The sequence below is a fragment of the Acidiferrobacter thiooxydans genome (assembly GCF_003333315.1).
Classification (GTDB): domain Bacteria; phylum Pseudomonadota; class Gammaproteobacteria; order Acidiferrobacterales; family Acidiferrobacteraceae; genus Acidiferrobacter; species Acidiferrobacter thiooxydans.
The window spans coordinates 791,910-806,725 of sequence record NZ_PSYR01000001.1 but is presented as its reverse complement, the minus strand read 5'-3'; the positions used below and the strand labels follow the sequence as shown (position 1 = coordinate 806,725).

Below are 14,816 nucleotides of genomic sequence, written 5' to 3'. Positions count from 1 at the left end.
GAAGGAGGGATGAACATGGTGACGAGACGTAATCTCTTCAAACAGGCGGGGGCAACCGCGATCGGCGCGGCCATTGCCGGCGGGGCCGCCGCGCGCACCACTGCGCTACCGGACTTAGAACCGCCATCAGCACACAGCCTGCACGAGCTCACCATGGCCCTGGCGCGGGCGCCGTATCACCGCGACTTCAAGACCGTCCCCATGATCCTCACCCATCGCGATCAATGGGACAGTGCGGCCCTGGATCTGGTGCTGCGCTACCAAGGCAGCCCGCGCCAGGTCTGGGACAATACCGCCATTGCCAGTCCCTGGCTCAATCTCATGCGTAACGCCATGAATACCCAGATCTGGTCATTCGGGCATCCGAACTTCCTGTGCGTCTCGGCAACCCATGGGTCGGCCCACCTTGCGCTCTACGATGCCTATATCTGGGATAAGTATCATCTAGGCCGGTTCACGAAGGGCAAGGTCCCGACCAACAAGTTCGTCAACGAACCCGCGGCCGCGCACGCCAATCCGCGCGACTACGAAGATAGTAGGGGCGTGTATTCCCCCTACGACAACAGCATTCCGGTATTGCAGCGGCGAGGGGCGGTGTTTCTCGGCTGCCACAACGAGGTCTGGGAGTTCACCATGAAACTCCACAAAAAGGGTGTGAACCCCGACCATCTGAGCCATGAACGCATGGCCGCGGAATTCACTAACCACCTCATCCCGGGGGTGGTCCTCACCCCCGGGATCGTGGGGACACTGCCGCAACTCGAGCTCGCCGGCTTTCAATACGCCAAGTGACTGCTCCCCGCCCACAATAACGGCGGGGTTTTACGGCGCTTTCTGATAAACGGGCCCTTATTCCCGGGAGCGCGGCGTTTTGCCGGGCGCCCCCCTATTCCCTCCTCGACCGCCTCCAGGATCGGGCAGGAATGGTCGGTGTGGCGCCGGCAGTCGGCGAGCAAGGCCTCAAGCACCGACTCCATGAAACATAGCGCCTCGCGCTTCTCGCGCAGCAGCGCGAGCTTGCCTTGAGCCAGGCGCTGGATCTCGCCGCAGGTCGATGGATCGTCGGCCGACAGCGCCAGCATGTCGCTGATCTCAGTGAGCGTAAAACCCAGGGATTTCGCGTGCTTTATGAACTGGATGCGACGCACGAGCGGCCCCGGGTAACGGCGGATCCCGCCATAGGGGCGCGGGGGCTGATCGATGAGACCGCGGCGTTCATAAAATCGTATGGTCTCGACCGAGACACCGGCGGCCTGTGCGAGATCGCCGATCGTCATTCCTGCCGTCTTTTCTCTGCGCTCTGCCACGGACTTGCCCCTGTCAAAAGCGAACATGCGCCCGAGGCCTTTTATAGCCCCGGTGTCTTACAGACCCCTTCCTATCAGACCGGCGTCACGGTCCTGGCGGCCACAGGACACCCTTTAAGGCCGCCGCTGTGGCCGGATGGACTCGCGCCCCAGACAGGACCGTTACGGGGGTAAGCCCTGTTCGGGGACGGGGCGGTGCCAGCATGGTGAGCGCCGCCGGTGACACATCCCGTCCCGATCGCGCCCCGATAGCCCCCTCTTGCGCTGACCTGACGCACCCGACAGCCTGCCCTGCGGTGGAACAACAGCACACCCGGGCAGGACATCGCCCGGGATACCCCGCAGCAGGACATCCCCACGGCCGGAGCGCGCGGGCGCGCCGGTCGGTGGGCGGCATCCCGGGACGGCCGGTCTGCGCTCGCCCTGCGTGGTCCTCTTCGTATCTTGCCATGACCGCGCCCTGCCGGTCATCGTCACCTCGCCGATCATGGGCCGGTTTGCCGGCCTTGGGGCCGGCAAAGAACCGCCTCCAGGCCCTGGTCCGCTATCGAAACGGCCCTTACCCGTAAGCGAGGGTGAGGCTCGCTTCGGCCGCGGACATCCTCCCCGTTCTTCAAGGGGAGAGGACGTCCACGCCGGACCTTCCTTGCCGCCGGGTCCGGCGCCGTCTACCCTTATGTAAAAGACCGCAATCGCGGCGAGGGAGGAGACATGGGCCTTGCACGGGTGTTCGCCGGGCTTCTATGGCTTTGCGCAACGACGTCGGCCGTCGCCGCCTTGGTCGGCTCGCCGACACCCGCCAATCCCTGCCCGATCGCCCAGCGTTACTGCCGAGCACGAGGCCCGGAATCCGGCGTCCCTCACGACTACCCACCCCGCCGCTTTTTGCGGCAAATGCGCATCCACTGTTCGCTGACCCTGATGCAAAAATTGGCGCGCGGCCCCCAGCAGCTGTTCGGGCTCGGGCTCGCGCCCCGCCTGTGCCACCTCATGGGCGCATTCCTTGGGGCTACGCCCGGTGAATGGCGCGCCCTCGTGATTGCACAAATGAGCGGTGGCGACTTCAAGACGACGCCTGCCGGACAACAACTGATGCGTCAGATCAAGGCCGCAGCCAGATCGCAATTGACCCCGGTCCCGCACGGCGGTCCTTTCCCGCGACCCGGAGTCGGCACCGCCTCGGGGCCTGCCTGGATACCCGATTCCCAGGCCGCCAGCGACGCGCTTGCCAGACGCTTGCGCCTGGTGCGCGTCGCCCTGGAGCGCGCCATGATCCTCAAGACCGGGAGGCCGGTCAGACTCCCAACCGGCGTATGTACCGCCGTACTGATACTCTCGCCCAGCGGCCGAGTCCGCCAGATGGTGCGACCGCATTGCTCGAACTCGGGCCTGCAAAACGCCTTTTGGCAGGCGGTGTTCATGCACGGCCCACTGCTCGCGCTTACCGGCCGGACACCCTATCGCGTCCATGTGGGCGTCATTGCGCCCTTGGCGGAGCCCGGCCTCGGCCTGGGGCGCTAGGGCACCCCAAGGGTCGATCGGTTATAGGGGCGACTGACTAATCGGCAGGCCTGTCACCGGCGATGTCGCCGTGGCATGCCGGCTGCAAGGCCTAGGTTAGCCCGCGCGCCTGCCGGCAGCCGCATGCCGGGCGACTGAATGCCGCTCTTGCCAGCCCTGACACTTAGGCGGGTTGCGCCTCTAGCCGCTTCACCATGGGGATCAGCTTGGCGTGGAGCTTACGGTAGCTGATGGGGCCTACGAACTTGTAGGCGATGATCCCTTGCTTATTGACGACGAAGGTCTCGGGGACGCCATAGATACCCCAATTGATCGCCGTCATCCCGCGCTTGTCCGTGACGATCATCGAATACGGGTCGCCGAAGGCATCCAGGTAGTGGTGCAGGCCCTGGGGGGTATCCTTGTAATCGACACCCACCAACCGTACGAGGTGCAGGGCGTGGAGCCGCATGAGGTTTGGCATCTCTTGCTTGCAACTCACACACCATGACGCAAAGACGTTCAGAAGCGTCACGTGTCCTTTCAGGTCGGCATTGGTCAGATCCACGTTCGGGGTCGCCGCCAATGGTAAGGAAAACGCCGGCATCGGCTTGCCGATCAATGGCGAGGGAATGTAGGTGGGGTTCAAGAACAAACCGCGCCCTAGCGCTACCCCGATGGCGATGAACAACGCCACGGGGATCAGGAACTTCTTCACGATAGCGCCGCCTTGGCCTTGGCGGCCATTGAGCGCTTCAACTCCGCGGCCACGTCCGGGGGCATGTAGTTGGCACCATGCTTGGCGAGTACCTGACTTGCCAAGAACGTCGTCGTGCCCACGCGCCGACCCTGAACCACCACGCCCTGCCCCTGCCGGAAAAGGTCCGGAAGGATGCCCGTATAGTGGATCACCATACTGTGGCGCAGATCAGTGACCGTGAAGGTCGTATGCAGCCCATCTTTCTTGATGCTGCCCTTCTCGACGATACCCCCTAAACGAAACACTCCGTGACTGGGGGCCTTACCCTCCAAGACCTGCGTGGGGGAATAGAAGAACACGAGGTTGTGCCGGAACGCCGTCAATACCAACCACACCGCGACGCTCACACCCGCCAGCCCGACTAGGACGAATATGAGCCTCTTATTCTGCTTCCTCATGGACATCCTCCTCGTCGTCATCCCGGTTACGGCGCAGCCGTTCCCACACCCGGCGCTTCTGGATCAAGGGCTGCACGATATTCAAAAAGACCATGAGACCAGCGAAGCCATAGGCCGCCCAGATAAACACGGAAAAGCGCCCCATCTGCAGAAATCCTGGCAGGCTCATGACCGCGACTCGATGAGTTTGCGCACCCAGTCCGCGCGGCGCTCGCGCCAGAGGATCTCACTACGCGCGCGCACACACAGCATGGTCAGATAAAAGAACATGAAACCAAGCGACATGATGATGAGCGGAATCAGCATCGTGATATAGATCTTCGGCTGACCGGTCAGGGACAGCGATGCCGGCTGATGGAGGGTATGCCACCAATAGACCGAATAATGAATGATCGGCACATTCACCACCCCCACGATCGCCAAGATGGCGCTCGCATGGGCCGCGCGGCGCGGATCATCGATGCTCGCCTGGAGCGCCATATAACCCACGTACAGGAAAAACAACACGAGTTCCGAGGTGAGGCGGGCATCCCATACCCAATAGGTTCCCCACATCGGCTTGCCCCACAACGACCCCGTCACAAGCGCGGTCAGGGTAAACGATGCCCCAAGTGGCGCTGTCACCTTGGCAAGAATATCGGCCAGACGAATGTTCCAGATGTAGCCGGCGGCCGCAAACACCGCCATAACCACATAGGCCATCATCGACATCCACGCATTCGGCACATGGACGAACATGATGCGATAGGCATTGCCCTGCTGGTAGTCAGGCGGCGCCCAATACAACCCGAGATAGAGACCCGATACGAACAACAACGTCGTCAGGGCCGCGAACCACGGGGTCAATGTCCCTGCGAGTTCATAGAACCGCTTGGGCGCCCCGTATTTGTGAATGAGTTTCATCAATCGAGTGACACACGCAAGGCCGCTGAACTTGCCCATGGGGCAAAACTTAAAGCCAGCGCCAAAAACGCCCCCAGTAACGATAAATGCGCAACCGACGCGAAGCCCTGACCCGCGGATGCGGCGACCGCCTCGGCGCCGAATATCAGGACCGGAGTATACAGTGGCAACACCAGCAGGGAAACCAGTACCCCACCCCCTCGCACCCCGAGCGTAAGGGCAGCCGGGATCGCGCCGATCAAAGTGAGAGTCGGCGTACCCAGCAGAAGGGAACCGACGAGCGTTCCTATCGCCTTGGTCGGCAATGCCATCTGTATCGCGAGCAGCGGCGACAACAGCGCAAGCGGCAGACCCGTCAGCACCCAATGCGCCGCAATCTTGGCGAGCACCATCGCCGACAGAGGATAAGGACTCATGAGTAGCTGCTCCAGACTACCATCCTGATAATCGCTCGCAAACAGATGATTCAGGGACAGGGTGGTCGCTAACAATGCCGCCACCCACAGTACCCCCGGGGCCACCAGCATCAACTCGCGACGCTCCGGTCCTATCGCCAACGGAAACAACGTCGTGACGATCAAAAAAAACACAAGTCCTGCCATGATCTCGGTACTGCGCCGCCAAAACACCAGGAGCTCGCGCACAAATACGGCGCGCATGGCCCCCAACACCCCACCGCTCATCGCCGCGTCCTGCAATATCGGGCCAGCTCGAAATCCCGGATGCCCGGCAGGTCGAAGGCCTGATGCGACACGACCAGCGCCAGTCCGCCCGCAGCCATGTGTTCTCCGATCAAAGACGACAGGCTCGCGACCGAGGCCACATCCAGGGCCGTAAACGGCTCATCGAGCACCCACAACGGCCGACGCAGCACCAGCAATCGCGCGAGCGCGAGTCGCCGCTTCTGTCCCTGCGACAGGTGGCGCGCCGGGCGATCGGCCTGTGCGCGCAAACCGACGCGCGCCAAGGCCTCGCCCTCGCTCTGCCCCGCGCAACCCCGACGCGTGAACACGCGGCTTGCCAGCCGGAGATTCTCCGCCGCCGTCAATTCGCCCTGGATTCCATTCAAATGTCCGACGTAGGCGACCTCGGCGGTGAACTCCTCGGCCAGATCCGAGATGCGCTCGCCGCGCCAGCGGATCTCCCCGCGCATCGGCCGCGACAGCCCGCATAGTGCCCGTAGTAGCGTAGTCTTCCCCAATCCATTGGGCCCGCGTACATGCACGGCTTCGCCTGCATCGAGCGTGAGCGATAATCCCGCAAACAGCGTCCGGTCCCCGCGCACGCACGACAGTCCGTGCACAGCGAACAGGGCGTCACTCATGGAGTCGCCGCCGGTGCCTGCGACCCTGCGCCTTGGCCCAGACCGGCGGGCGCTCGCCCATGCTCGGCCACGAGAATCGTACGAATCTTGCTCACCGCTGTATCCACACCGCTGCGCGCCTTGCTGCCTGGGGGCAGCTCCTTCTGAAGTCTCGTCCAGTACATCAAGGTCTTGTGGAAATGATGGCGGTTATAGGAGGCAAGCCCAAGAAACCATAGCGCGTCTTGCTGGTGCGGGTCCTGCTTATAGAGGCGACGGAACAAGGTATACACTCGCCCGGTGGTCTTGGCCGGATGCGCGGAATACAGTAACCATGCGTAATTGGCCAGTATGGCCTCATCGTCCGGGGCGAGATGATAGGCGCGCGCATAGGCCGAACGCGCACCCTTCAGGTCCCCTAATACGACATTGGCGCGCGCGAGCTCAAGCCAGCCGCCGGTATCACGTGGATGATGGACTAAGTGGCGCCGAAGCTTGGCGACCATGCTAAGGACCATGGGCGGGAAGCCGTGGACACCACTGACTCGCCCCTTGGCATTGAGCGTCGCGAAGGTCAGCAACGCGGGCTTGTTCTGCCAATAGTCCATGCCACCGGCAGCCACCGTCAATCCCACCAGCAGACTCACCAACACCGCGCCGCGACGGCGAAGCTTGTCGGGGGCGCTCGGTGCCGTGGCCTTCCCCGCCTCCAGGGCCCGCAGGGTTTGGGCCAGCGTATACTTAAGGCGCGCAGTCTCCTCGTGGGCCACCGACTCGTCGATACGCCCATCATTTCGGTCCGACTCGATTTCGCGAAGCTGTTTCAGCGTCTCCTCACGCGTCAGTTCCAGGGCGATTCGGTCGCCCTCGGCCGCGGCACGCCCCTTGATGGGGCGCGTCAGAAACCACGCCGCAAACAAGGCGAGAAACGCCGACAACATGATAATGACGAACATAACTACTCCTGACGCGTAAGGGCCTCGATACGGGCCTGATCTTCCGGCCCAAGCTCCGGGGCTGAGGGAGGCATGGGCGCGCGCGCACGGCGGCGCATCACCGCGATGGCAACTCCGCCGAACACCGCGGCCAGCGCAAACGGCCATATCCACAGAATGGCGCCAAGCGGATCAAAGGGAGGCTTTAGCAGGATGTAATCGCCATAGCGCTTCACGAAATACGCGCGAATCTGCGCCGGCGTCTGCCCCGCGCGCAGCTTCTGGCGGATGAGCTTGCGCATGTCGGCGGCGATGCCGGCCTGAGAGACGGCCAACGACTCCGCCTGACAGACCGTGCACCGCAGCTTCTTCGCGATCGCGATCTCGCGGCGATGGATCACGCTCTCATGCACCACCGTCGCCGCCATGCTCGGCGCAAGCCATGCCCACAAAAGGACCATCCACGCCAAGCGTTTCATGAGTGGCTGGCCACGGCTCCCGAGGTCACGGCCACCCGCTTGCGACGGCGGACGTAATCGCTCAGCGAAAACGCGAGGCCCGCGATTACGATCCCGCCACCCGTCCATATGAAATTCACGAGCGGATTGACGAACAGGTGAATCTCCCACTTGCCGTCATGCTCATCGCCGATGTCCACATAGACATCACGCAACGGCGTCGAATTCACGCTCGGACGCTCCACCTGCATCGGACTCCCGAAGAACACGCGCTGCTCGGGACGCAGATGCGCACCGTTGTTCAGGATCGTAAGACGCCCTTGCACTGCCGTGTAGTCGGGACCGCGCACGTTGCGCGTGCCGTCAAAACGAACGCGCTCGTGCGCGACCTGCAGCACATCGCCCGGGGCCATCATGACGAGCTTGCTTTTTGCGAAAAGCCCGGAGCCTGTGAGCCCGATCACGATCACGAGGATGCCCATATGGACGATCATGCCGCCGTAGTGTCGGCGATTGCCGAGCACGGTCGCCATGAACGCCCGCGCAGGACCCTCATGATGCTGCTTGCGACGCTGCGCCACGGCACGCGCGACATTAGCGGCTATGGTGGTTGCCACGAACGCCACGAGGCCCACGGCCACGGGTGCGGTCCAATAGACGGGGGCCCACACGATCGCCACCAACGCCGCGAACGCCACACCCACGAGTACCGGCACCACGAGCCGGCCGCGCAGCTTCGCGACATTCGCTTTACGCCAGGAAACGAGCGGCCCTATGGCCATGACCACCAGCATGACAAGGAAGATCGGCACCATGACGAGATCGAAATACGGAGGCCCGACACTGATGCGCGCCCCGGTCGCGGCCTGCAGGAACAAGGGATACAGGGTGCCCAGTAGGACCGACGCGCACGCCACGGTGAAAATGACGTTGTTCCAGATGAACATCGACTCGCGCGAGAAAGGCGAAATGAACGATTCCTCGGCCTGCTGGTAACCACCCTTGACGAGAAACAGGCCAAACGCCAGCGTCAACACCACCACCATGAAGGTAAGGAGGTAAACCCCCTGCCCGGGCGCCGCCGAGAAGGCATGCACCGAGGCCAATACCCCGGATCGCACCAGGAAGGTACCGAGCAGTGACAGGGCGAAGGTCGTGATGATCAGGAAGATATTCCAGGTATGGAGCATGCGTCGCCGCTCCTGCACCGAGATCGAATGAATCAGCGCGGTGCCCATAAGCCACGGCATGAACGAGGCATTTTCGACCGGATCCCAGCCCCAATATCCGCCCCAGCCGAGCACATAATACGACCACCATGCGCCGAATATGATCCCGGCGGTGAGAAAGCCCCAGGCAAACAGCGCCCAGCGGCGTGTGTGCCCTATCCAGAGCTCACTCCTCCAATTGGTGAGCAGTGCCGCCACCGCAAACGAAAACGGTATGGAAAACCCGACATAGCCCATATAGAGCATCGGGGGATGGATGACCATACCTGGATCCTGGAGCAGCGGATTCATGTTCTGGCCCTGCGGCGGGATCGGAAAGAGCCGCGTGAACGGATCGGACAAGAACAACACGAGACCGTAGAAGCCGGCGATGAGCGCGCCCTCGACGGCCATGATGACCGGCAGCCGATCGGGATACCGCGAGCGCCCGTGGTGGGCGACCGCCGCCGTGTAACCGGTCATGATCCATACCCAAAGATAGAGCGAGCCACGGTGTCCGCCCCACAAGGCCGCAATCTTATAGAAAGTCGGCAGGTGCGTATTCGAGTTGCTCGCGACGTAGAGCACGGAAAAATTGTTGGTGAGAAGCGAGTAGAGGATGGTCAAGGCGCCGACTGTCGTCAAAAGGAACAACAGCGTCGCACCGTTGACAGACAGCGTGCGCAGGCCCGGGGCCTTGAACACGCGTGCCGCCACTGGCGCAAGGGCCTGAGTTATGGCGACGAAAAACGCGAGGTACGCCGCGAAATGACCGAGCTCGATGAGATTTAGCGAAACACCTGATACCATACCTGCACCCCTATAGCGAGAAGACCGGAACGACCCGAGAACAGCGCCGCCAAGGCCACGATCCGGTCGCAAGGGTATCTCAAACAAGACGCCTCGTATAGTATGAGGCCCCCTTTAACACACGATAAAGATATCGACAAAAATGGTGCGTAACCCTGTGCATAAACCTGGTGTGGATCGGACGGAGCGGCATGCCTCCTGCGCTTCTCTCGGATTGATTACCCTTTGAACACGGATGAGGCGGTCAGTTCCCCTCCCGGACGTACGAGTGCCCTCGTGCGACGCATGGGCGCCAATTCCTTCGACGCGTTCCTGCTCCTGGCGTTGTGGGTGGCGGCCGCCGCGCCGATCGCCATCGTGTTCGCCATCGCCAATGAACTGCAAAGTTCGGCGCTACAGATCGTGCTGCGCATCTATCTGCCGCTGGTGGGGTTCGCCTATTTCGGGCGCGCCTGGATGAGGTCGGGTCAGACCTTTGGAATGCGCGCCTGGCGTCTGAGCCTGCGCGCCGCGCACGGCCATTTGAGTGTCGCGCGCGCTGGGGTGCGTTACGTGCTGGCGCTTCTGTGGTGGGCCTCGCTGATCGAAGGTTTCGCGCTCGCCTTCGAGGGGCGTTATCACATGGCGGCCTTTGCGCTGGCGCTGTTTGGCGCCGCCTATTTCTGGATATTTTTCGATCCCGAGGCGCAGGCCCTGCACGATCGCCTGAGCGGGACACGGGTGCTGTTCATTCCGAAATCACCCGGCGCGGGCGAGAAAACCCACGCAGACCAGGGTCAGTCCTAGCGTAGGCACCGCCGCCCCGAGCAGGGGCGGCCAGTGGTAGAGCAGCGTGAGATCACCAAAGCCGCGGTTGACGACGTAAAAAATCAGCCCGAGCACGACCGCCAGAAACAGGCGGAACCCGAGCCCTCCATGGCGCCCGTGTCGAAAGACGAACGGCACCGCCAACAGCACCATGGCGGCGGTCGTAAGCGGCGCCAACACCTTGTACCAGAACACCAACTGGTAATGGGTGGTGGCCTGCTGGTTGCGTTGTAGGTGGCGGATATAACGAAATAGGTCGACCAGCGACAGGGCATGCGGATTGACCGCGAATACCGACAGAAGGCTCGGCGCAATCCCATGCCAATAGCCTCGTCGGCTGGTCTTCACGATCAGCCGTTGCCGGCGAAACAGGGTCTCGGAAACCCCCCGCAATCGCCAGCGGCCATTGTGGTAACGGCCACTGGCCGCGAACAACTCATGTGCGAGCCGCCCGTGATGAAAACGATAGATCGTAAGCCGCAGGATACTAAGATCGGGCAGGACCTCGCCGATATCCACGAAACTGTGCCCTTCCTTCAACCATAGCCCTTGGGCATTCACGGCCGCCCCCAGTCCGGCGGCCTGGGCCTGCTCCCGGCGCGCGAGCGAGGCCGCCTTGGGCCCGAGAAAATCCCCGAGCAACGCCGCCACAAGACCGAGCGCGAGCGCCGCCCTTAGGGCCGCGTAGGCGATGCGCCCGACCGACACCCCGGCGGCGCGCATGGCGGTCAGTTCGCCATCTATGGCAAGCGATGACAGCCCGAGGGTAGCCCCGACCAGCGCCGACATCGGGAAGAGCATGGAGATCTTGGCCGGGACCCCTAGCAGAAGGATCATGAACAGCCGCGAAAACCCCCCGTGGTGGATATGGTCCAGGGTGGTCACGAGATCGAAGAACAGAAACAGGCCTACGAATACGCTCAACACAAGACCCGTACTCAGGATCAGGCGCCGCGCAATGTAGGTATAGAGGATGCGCATCAGCGGAATAGACCCCACGGCAAAAGCCCCTTACCGGCGGCGCGCCGGGCGAAGAACGCCGCCGCAAGCGCCGCGAACACGGCATGGACCCACCACAACCCGAGCCATGCCGGCTCCTGTCCGCGCGCCAACAGGGCGTGGGCGATGCTCAGCAGGTTGGCATACGAGAAATAGGCAAGGACCGCGGCAAACAGCGGGGCAAAGGCCCCTTTGCGGGAGTCGGTGTAGGCAAAGACCAGCGCCAATGGCGCCAATATGAAAAGCGACAGGGGCTGCGCCAGACGCCACTGCCATTCAGCGATCGCCCGCGGATTCGAGGAACGCAGCAGGCGCAGGGTCGGGACCTCATCGCGGGTGAGCCCGGTCATGACCGGCGTGAATGGTCGCCGCTTTATGCGCAACGCATAAGTGCGATAGCGCAGGATCCGGTAATTGGCCTGGCCGGGAATCCCTTGGTAACGGCGACCGTTTAGCAGCACGAGAAAACGCGCGCCGGTGTGGCGGTTCTTGAACTCGTAACCGCGCTTGGCGATCAGCACCCCACCCTTGCCGAACTGCGTGCGGCTCACGAAGATATCATGCAGGCGCCCACTCGACCCGACGCGCCCGACATAGAAGATGGCCCGCCCGTTTCTCGTATGATTGAAGCGCCCGGGGATGATGCCGGCGGTGTAAGCGGAGGTATTTTCGAGCTTGATCTTGTGGAGCAGGAGCGCCGCCATGGGCGCCAGATAAAACGCGATGGCCGCCACCACAGTGGCCACGACACCGGTCCACACCATGGTCGGACGCAAGAGCCGCGTAAGCCCGATCCCGCAGGCCGCCAACACTGTCACCTCGCTATCCCGATACCAGCGCGCCATGGTCAGCAAAAGTCCGATAAAGACCGTCAACGGCAGTATCATCGCGAGGTTTTTGAGGAGCTCCAGGGCGAGCAGCAGGAACACGATATGCGCAGGAAACTCGCCGCTCGCCGCCTGGCTCAAGAGCTTTACCAGACTGACCACAAGATAGAGGGTCAGGAACGTCAAGGTCACGAGCAACGTGGTTTGCGTCGCCTCGCGGTAAAAGGCTTTGTGGACTATCACGGCTTTTGCTGGCGCCGTAAGCGGTTTATCATGGAACCGCGCACGACGGCGCTCCCGTAACCAACACTTAACCCGAGATCCCCGAGCCCTATGGAATACGCCCTCACTCAAGAAACTCCTGATCAATTGGCCACGGAATGCCTGATCGTGGGTATCCACGAAAACCGTGGACTCTCGGAGGCCGCCGCGGCCATCGACCGCATCCTTGGCGGCGAGATCGCGGCCATTGTGCAACGGGGCGACATCGAAGGCAAACCCGGACAGACGCTGCCGCTATTGCGCGCGGTCGGCAAGGCCGAGCGCATCCTGCTCGTGGGCATGGGCGCGGCCGGCGAATGCAAACCGATGCAGTACAAAGAGGCCGTGGCACGCGCGGCGCTGTCGGCAGCCGACTTGCACGTCACGACCATTGCGAACTTCTTGCCGTCGGTCCCGGTCAAGGACCGTTCGCCGGTCTGGGCCCTTGAACAGGCCGTGGTGGCCACCGAAGATGCCCTCTACCGCTTCGACCGGCTCAAGACCCGGGCCCCGGCGCGCACGCAGCCGCAGTCGTGTGTCTTCAGTACGCCCGGCGGGTCCGAAACGAGCGCGCGCGACGCCCTGGCCGCCGGTGCCGCGATCGCGCACGCCATGTCGTTTGCCAAAGATCTCGCCAACCTCCCGGGCAATATGTGCACACCATCCTATCTCGCCGAGCAGGCCCAGACGCTCGCCACGCGCCATGCCCTCAAGGTCAGCGTGCTCGAAAAGAGCGACATGGAAACCCTGGGGATGGGCGCGCTGCTGGCGGTAGCGCGCGGAACGCATGAGCCCGCCAAACTCATCGTCCTCGAGTATCACGGGAATGGCACCGGCGCCCCCATCGCGCTCGTCGGCAAGGGCGTGACCTTCGACTCCGGGGGTATCTCCCTGAAGCCGCCGGCCAACATGGATGAGATGAAATTCGACATGTGTGGGGCGGCGACGGTATTGGCCGTCATGCAGGCTGCGGCCGACATGAGGCTGCCGATCAATCTCGTGGGCATCGTGCCGACGACCGAAAACCTCCCCGGGGGGAGCGCTATCAAGCCCGGCGATATCGTGACGAGCCTGTCCGGTCAGACGATCGAGATCCTGAATACCGACGCCGAAGGCCGGTTGATCCTGTGCGACGCGCTCACCTACGCCGAGCGATTCAAGCCGGCCGCGGTCATCGACATCGCCACGCTAACCGGGGCCTGCGTCATCGCCCTCGGCGCCCAGGCCGGCGGCCTCATGGGCAACAACGAGGCCCTCGGACACGAACTGGAGCAGGCCGGCCAGCACGCGACCGACCGCGTCTGGCCGCTGCCGCTATGGGAAGAATACCAAAAGCAGCTCGACTCGAATTTCGCGGATATGGCCAATATCGGCGGTCGCGAGGCCGGGACCATCACCGCCGCCTGCTTCCTGTCGCGCTTCACCGAGGCCTATCCCTGGGCGCATCTCGATATCGCAGGCATCGCCTACAAGGGCGGCAAGGACAAGGGCGCCACCGGGCGGCCGATCCCATTGCTCATGGAATTCCTGAGGCGCCGCGCGCGGCCGGCATGACGCGCGTCGATTTTTATCTCGGCGGTGACGGACTGGCGCGCGATACACTGGCGTGCCGACTCGTGGAGACCGCCCATAGGCACGGCCACCGCGTGTTCCTGTGGGTCCCAAAAGACGAGATCGGCCTATGGGACGAGCGGCTGTGGACATTTTCCGATACGAGCTTCGTGCCGCACGCGCCGGCGGGTCTCGCAGATGAGCCAGTGCTCATTGGTGCCGAGCTTCCGCATGCGGGGGACTGCCTGGTCCCATTGACCGCCGACGCCCCGCCCTCGGTGACGGCCTTTGCGCGCGTGCTCGAGGCCGTGGGGGCCACTGACAGCGAGAAGGAACGGTCACGCGCACGGTTTCGTCACTACCGCCGCCAGGGTCTGGAACCGGTCGTCCATAACCTCCCATGACCCGCATCCGCCATGAACCGCTGCCGGACATCCTCGCAGGCCTGCGTGCACTGGCCGCCGACCTGCAAGACGATGCCACGATCGGTGACGACGGTATTCCGGTCCTGACGGCGGTGATTGCCAACCCGAGCCGACCGGACATCCGGCCGCACGCCGTGGGCGCCCCCATACCAACCCTGAGTAACGTGGTCGCGCGTCTGCCCGCCACGCCCGATCCCGGGGCCGCCGATCGCGAGACGCTTTCCGCGCACATACGCGCAGCGACGATCGTCCAGCGCGTCGATACCCTGTGGCGCGCCGATGGGAACGATCCGCTCGACCCTGCTATGATGGCAACCCTCGAACACGCACTGGCGCAAGCCCTTCAAGAACTGACCTGACACGA

The 14,816-nt window shown here is 63.1% G+C and carries 18 protein-coding genes; 6 read left to right on the top strand and 12 right to left on the bottom strand.

What is annotated here, in order from left to right; all coding sequences use genetic code 11:
• Window positions 1-9 precede the first annotated feature (9 nt).
• Window positions 10-792, top strand: a complete 783-nt coding sequence (gene tetH, locus C4900_RS04060) for a thiosulfate dehydrogenase (protein ID WP_065968706.1) — start codon at window positions 10-12, stop codon at window positions 790-792.
• On the opposite strand, the gene C4900_RS04055 is transcribed toward tetH, so the two are convergent.
• Window positions 777-1,307 carry a MerR family DNA-binding protein gene (locus C4900_RS04055; RefSeq protein WP_233431935.1) on the bottom strand — a complete coding sequence of 177 codons (531 nt, stop codon included), beginning with the start codon at window positions 1,305-1,307 and terminating at the stop codon, window positions 777-779. The genes tetH and C4900_RS04055 overlap by 16 nt on opposite strands.
• Before the next feature lie 711 nt (window positions 1,308-2,018).
• Between C4900_RS04055 and C4900_RS04050 the strand changes: the two genes are divergently transcribed.
• Window positions 2,019-2,828: a hypothetical protein gene (locus tag C4900_RS04050; RefSeq protein WP_147267116.1), complete on the top strand. Its 810-nt coding sequence runs from the start codon at window positions 2,019-2,021 to the stop codon at window positions 2,826-2,828.
• Between the two features lie 163 nt (window positions 2,829-2,991).
• Here the strand turns inward: C4900_RS04050 and C4900_RS04045 are convergent, their stop codons facing one another.
• Genes C4900_RS04045 through C4900_RS04005 form a run of 9 tightly spaced genes read right to left on the bottom strand, consistent with a single transcriptional unit; the run spans window position 2,992 to window position 9,582 of the window.
• Window positions 2,992-3,525 (bottom strand): DsbE family thiol:disulfide interchange protein, encoded by a 534-nt coding sequence (locus tag C4900_RS04045; protein ID WP_065968708.1) that lies wholly within the window; start codon window positions 3,523-3,525, stop codon window positions 2,992-2,994.
• Window positions 3,522-3,965 carry a cytochrome c maturation protein CcmE gene (gene ccmE, locus C4900_RS04040; protein ID WP_065968709.1) on the bottom strand — a complete coding sequence of 148 codons (444 nt, stop codon included), beginning with the start codon at window positions 3,963-3,965 and terminating at the stop codon, window positions 3,522-3,524. The genes C4900_RS04045 and ccmE overlap by 4 nt, the downstream gene beginning before the upstream one ends.
• Entirely contained in the window at window positions 3,949-4,134 is a 186-nt protein-coding gene (ccmD, locus tag C4900_RS04035; protein ID WP_065968710.1) for a heme exporter protein CcmD, read from the bottom strand. Before ccmD ends, ccmE begins: the two co-directional genes overlap by 17 nt.
• The gene (locus tag C4900_RS04030; protein WP_065968711.1) at window positions 4,131-4,907 is read right to left on the bottom strand and encodes a heme ABC transporter permease; all 777 of its coding nucleotides are present in this window, start codon (window positions 4,905-4,907) and stop codon (window positions 4,131-4,133) included. The genes ccmD and C4900_RS04030 overlap by 4 nt, the downstream gene beginning before the upstream one ends.
• Window positions 4,868-5,551: a heme exporter protein CcmB gene (ccmB, locus tag C4900_RS04025; protein ID WP_065968751.1), complete on the bottom strand. Its 684-nt coding sequence runs from the start codon at window positions 5,549-5,551 to the stop codon at window positions 4,868-4,870. The genes C4900_RS04030 and ccmB overlap by 40 nt, the downstream gene beginning before the upstream one ends.
• Window positions 5,548-6,192 carry a cytochrome c biogenesis heme-transporting ATPase CcmA gene (gene ccmA / locus C4900_RS04020; protein WP_065968712.1) on the bottom strand — a complete coding sequence of 215 codons (645 nt, stop codon included), beginning with the start codon at window positions 6,190-6,192 and terminating at the stop codon, window positions 5,548-5,550. The genes ccmB and ccmA overlap by 4 nt, the downstream gene beginning before the upstream one ends.
• Window positions 6,189-7,127 carry a TPR domain-containing protein gene (locus C4900_RS04015; RefSeq protein ID WP_065968713.1) on the bottom strand — a complete coding sequence of 313 codons (939 nt, stop codon included), beginning with the start codon at window positions 7,125-7,127 and terminating at the stop codon, window positions 6,189-6,191. Before C4900_RS04015 ends, ccmA begins: the two co-directional genes overlap by 4 nt.
• A gap of 2 nt (window positions 7,128-7,129) precedes the next feature.
• Window positions 7,130-7,585 carry a cytochrome c-type biogenesis protein gene (locus C4900_RS04010; protein ID WP_065968714.1) on the bottom strand — a complete coding sequence of 152 codons (456 nt, stop codon included), beginning with the start codon at window positions 7,583-7,585 and terminating at the stop codon, window positions 7,130-7,132.
• Complete coding sequence (locus tag C4900_RS04005; RefSeq protein ID WP_065968715.1) at window positions 7,582-9,582, bottom strand: heme lyase CcmF/NrfE family subunit; 2,001 nt, start codon at window positions 9,580-9,582, stop codon at window positions 7,582-7,584. The genes C4900_RS04010 and C4900_RS04005 overlap by 4 nt, the downstream gene beginning before the upstream one ends.
• A 225-nt stretch (window positions 9,583-9,807) precedes the next feature.
• On the opposite strand from C4900_RS04005, the gene C4900_RS04000 reads away from it, so the two are divergent.
• On the top strand, window positions 9,808-10,368 hold the full coding sequence (locus tag C4900_RS04000) for an RDD family protein (protein ID WP_147267115.1): 561 nt from the start codon (window positions 9,808-9,810) through the stop codon (window positions 10,366-10,368).
• On the opposite strand, the gene lptG is transcribed toward C4900_RS04000, so the two are convergent.
• Both lptG and lptF read right to left on the bottom strand, forming a co-directional pair.
• Window positions 10,321-11,388, bottom strand: a complete 1,068-nt coding sequence (lptG, locus tag C4900_RS03995) for an LPS export ABC transporter permease LptG (protein ID WP_141689152.1) — start codon at window positions 11,386-11,388, stop codon at window positions 10,321-10,323. The two genes, C4900_RS04000 and lptG, sit on opposite strands and share 48 nt — an antisense overlap.
• Complete coding sequence (lptF, locus tag C4900_RS03990; RefSeq protein WP_065968718.1) at window positions 11,370-12,458, bottom strand: LPS export ABC transporter permease LptF; 1,089 nt, start codon at window positions 12,456-12,458, stop codon at window positions 11,370-11,372. Before lptF ends, lptG begins: the two co-directional genes overlap by 19 nt.
• A gap of 90 nt (window positions 12,459-12,548) precedes the next feature.
• Between lptF and C4900_RS03985 the strand changes: the two genes are divergently transcribed.
• From C4900_RS03985 to C4900_RS03975, 3 genes are read left to right on the top strand one after another with little or no spacing between them, the layout of a single operon-like run.
• Window positions 12,549-14,030, top strand: coding sequence for a leucyl aminopeptidase (locus C4900_RS03985; protein ID WP_114282351.1), 1,482 nt, complete (start codon window positions 12,549-12,551; stop codon window positions 14,028-14,030).
• Window positions 14,027-14,431, top strand: coding sequence for a DNA polymerase III subunit chi (locus C4900_RS03980; protein WP_065968720.1), 405 nt, complete (start codon window positions 14,027-14,029; stop codon window positions 14,429-14,431). The genes C4900_RS03985 and C4900_RS03980 overlap by 4 nt, the downstream gene beginning before the upstream one ends.
• The gene (locus C4900_RS03975; RefSeq protein WP_065968721.1) at window positions 14,428-14,811 is read left to right on the top strand and encodes a hypothetical protein; all 384 of its coding nucleotides are present in this window, start codon (window positions 14,428-14,430) and stop codon (window positions 14,809-14,811) included. Before C4900_RS03980 ends, C4900_RS03975 begins: the two co-directional genes overlap by 4 nt.
• Window positions 14,812-14,816: the final 5 nt, after the last annotated feature.

What these genes read in the sequence shown, in the direction of transcription:
- C4900_RS04010 (WP_065968714.1), bottom strand. Translation starts at nt 7,585, where the DNA reads ATGAAACGCTTGGCGTGGATGGTCCTTTTGTGGGCATGGCTTGCGCCG.
- C4900_RS04005 (WP_065968715.1), bottom strand. Translation starts at nt 9,582, where the DNA reads ATGGTATCAGGTGTTTCGCTAAATCTCATCGAGCTCGGTCATTTCGCG.
- C4900_RS04015 (WP_065968713.1), bottom strand. Translation starts at nt 7,127, where the DNA reads ATGTTCGTCATTATCATGTTGTCGGCGTTTCTCGCCTTGTTTGCGGCG.
- C4900_RS04050 (WP_147267116.1), top strand. Translation starts at nt 2,019, where the DNA reads ATGGGCCTTGCACGGGTGTTCGCCGGGCTTCTATGGCTTTGCGCAACG.
- tetH (WP_065968706.1), top strand. Translation starts at nt 10, where the DNA reads ATGAACATGGTGACGAGACGTAATCTCTTCAAACAGGCGGGGGCAACC.
- C4900_RS03980 (WP_065968720.1), top strand. Translation starts at nt 14,027, where the DNA reads ATGACGCGCGTCGATTTTTATCTCGGCGGTGACGGACTGGCGCGCGAT.
- ccmB (WP_065968751.1), bottom strand. Translation starts at nt 5,551, where the DNA reads ATGAGCGGTGGGGTGTTGGGGGCCATGCGCGCCGTATTTGTGCGCGAG.
- C4900_RS03975 (WP_065968721.1), top strand. Translation starts at nt 14,428, where the DNA reads ATGACCCGCATCCGCCATGAACCGCTGCCGGACATCCTCGCAGGCCTG.
- ccmE (WP_065968709.1), bottom strand. Translation starts at nt 3,965, where the DNA reads ATGAGGAAGCAGAATAAGAGGCTCATATTCGTCCTAGTCGGGCTGGCG.
- ccmA (WP_065968712.1), bottom strand. Translation starts at nt 6,192, where the DNA reads ATGAGTGACGCCCTGTTCGCTGTGCACGGACTGTCGTGCGTGCGCGGG.
- ccmD (WP_065968710.1), bottom strand. Translation starts at nt 4,134, where the DNA reads ATGAGCCTGCCAGGATTTCTGCAGATGGGGCGCTTTTCCGTGTTTATC.
- C4900_RS04030 (WP_065968711.1), bottom strand. Translation starts at nt 4,907, where the DNA reads ATGGGCAAGTTCAGCGGCCTTGCGTGTGTCACTCGATTGATGAAACTC.
- C4900_RS03985 (WP_114282351.1), top strand. Translation starts at nt 12,549, where the DNA reads ATGGAATACGCCCTCACTCAAGAAACTCCTGATCAATTGGCCACGGAA.